The sequence below is a fragment of the Frankia sp. AgKG'84/4 genome (assembly GCF_023242965.2).
GTDB lineage: Bacteria > Actinomycetota > Actinomycetes > Frankiales > Frankiaceae > Frankia.
In genome coordinates this window covers 1-1,584 of record NZ_JALKFU020001053.1, presented here as the reverse complement: position 1 = coordinate 1,584, position 1,584 = coordinate 1, and the positions used below count along the sequence as shown (strand labels likewise).

Below are 1,584 nucleotides of genomic sequence, written 5' to 3'. Positions count from 1 at the left end.
GCGCCCGGTCGACGTCGCGCGGCTGCGCGCGCACAACGACCGGGCTCTCGCCGCCGTGCTGGCGCGGGTGGACCTGATCCTCACCCCGACCACGCCCAACCGGCCGCACCCGCACACCGGGCCCGGCGAGGTCCGCAGCGTGAGCCTCACCTGGGCGATCAACCTCAGCGGGCATCCGGCGGTGAGCGTGCCCGCGGGTTTCACCGCGGACGGCGCCCCGGTGGGACTGCAGGTCATCGCCCGCCACGGTGAGGAGGAGCGGCTGCTCGCCATCGCCGTCGCGCTCGAGGAACTCGCGCCCTGGCCAATGCCGGACTGCGCGTGCTAGCGATCACGGGGGCGTGCCCGGCGGGGCGGCGGACTCAGGCGGGGCGGCGGGCGGAGGCGATGAGGTGGATGCCGTTGGACTCGCCCTCGCGCTCCGCGGCCAGCTCCACCTCGGTACGCACCAGGGTGGGGAAGCAGGAGACGTCCTCGGCCACGGCCCGCTTGACCGCCTCGGCGGAGAGCAGAGTGCGCGGGCGGATCCAGTCGACCTCGAACCCGGCGCTGGACAGCAGCGCGCTGAGCTCCTCCGGCCAGAAACAGCGGGTGATCGTGCCGTCTTCGGCGGTCACGAGCACGACGTCCGCGCGGGGCACATCGGACAGCTCCGCCCAGCGGTGCTGCTCGGCGAGGCGGGCGAGACCGAGCAGCAGCGAGTCGACGCAGAGCAGCAGCTGCCCGCCGGGGCGGAGCATGCTGTGGATCTCCTCCAGCGTCGTCTCGGTGGCCAGGCAGAACGACAGCGCACGGGCCTCCGCCAGCACGGCGTCGAAGGAACCGGGCAGGAACCAGTCCAGCGAGCGGGCGTCGCCGACGACCGGCAGCAGGGCGCCGGGGCCGCTCACCGGGTCACCCGAGGTCGGTTCGGCCACCACGCGCACCACCTGGTGGCCGGCAGTCACCATCTGGCGGGCGAACCGGGCCCGCGGGCCGGACACGTCCAGCACCCGGGACGGGCGCGTCGGCAACCATTCCCGGAGCTGGACGGACGCGACCTCCTCGTAGAAGGCCCAGTAGGGATCGTCGCTGTTTGCTGGAGCCTCGCAGACCAGCGTCTGCGCTCGTCCACGAGACGGACGCAGGTCGGCGTCGGGGCCAGGCGCCATGAACCTTTCCCATCGCTCAGGGGGCATTGATGCGAGGTACGTCACACACGCACGGGGGGAGTCTGACAGATTCCACCCACGGCCACGCCGTGTCCTTCCCTGTCGTGTCGGACCAATGCGCGCCGCCGCGACCTACCGGCGTCGAACGTGATGAGGACCACAACAGGACACATCGCCTCCCTTCGACCGCTGGTCCGTCGGTGCCGGTGGACGAGGCCCGCACTGCTGTGGACGGTGGAGCGCTGCGACTGGTTCCCGCGACCGGCGTTTCGACCGTGCTGTTCCTGCACGGCGCGGGCAGCGGGGTCGACACGCCGTTGTTCGACGCGCTGGCCGCCCGGTTGGCCGCGGGCGGCGTCCAGGTGGCACGCCTGGAGATGCCGTACCGGGTGGCCGGCCGCCGCGCCCCGGACCGGCCGGTCCGCCTCGATGC

At 73.0% G+C, this 1,584-nt stretch carries 3 protein-coding genes; 2 read left to right on the top strand and 1 reads right to left on the bottom strand.

Annotated elements, in window-relative coordinates; all coding sequences use genetic code 11:
- Positions 1-328 (top strand): amidase family protein (locus MXD58_RS27215; RefSeq protein WP_250610781.1); only part of this gene is annotated, 328 nt, incomplete at its 5' end.
- Between the two features lie 34 nt (positions 329-362).
- On the opposite strand, the gene MXD58_RS27210 is transcribed toward MXD58_RS27215, so the two are convergent.
- On the bottom strand, positions 363-1,151 hold the full coding sequence (locus tag MXD58_RS27210; protein ID WP_248836783.1) for a methyltransferase domain-containing protein: 789 nt from the start codon (positions 1,149-1,151) through the stop codon (positions 363-365).
- A 29-nt stretch (positions 1,152-1,180) separates the two neighbouring features.
- Here MXD58_RS27210 and MXD58_RS27205 point away from each other — a divergent pair.
- The coding region (locus MXD58_RS27205; RefSeq protein WP_374616717.1) for an alpha/beta family hydrolase at positions 1,181-1,584 on the top strand (404 nt) is incomplete at its 3' end.

Excerpts from the sequence above, each read along its gene's own strand:
- MXD58_RS27210 (WP_248836783.1), bottom strand. The coding sequence starts at position 1,151 with ATGGCGCCTGGCCCCGACGCCGACCTGCGTCCGTCTCGTGGACGAGCG.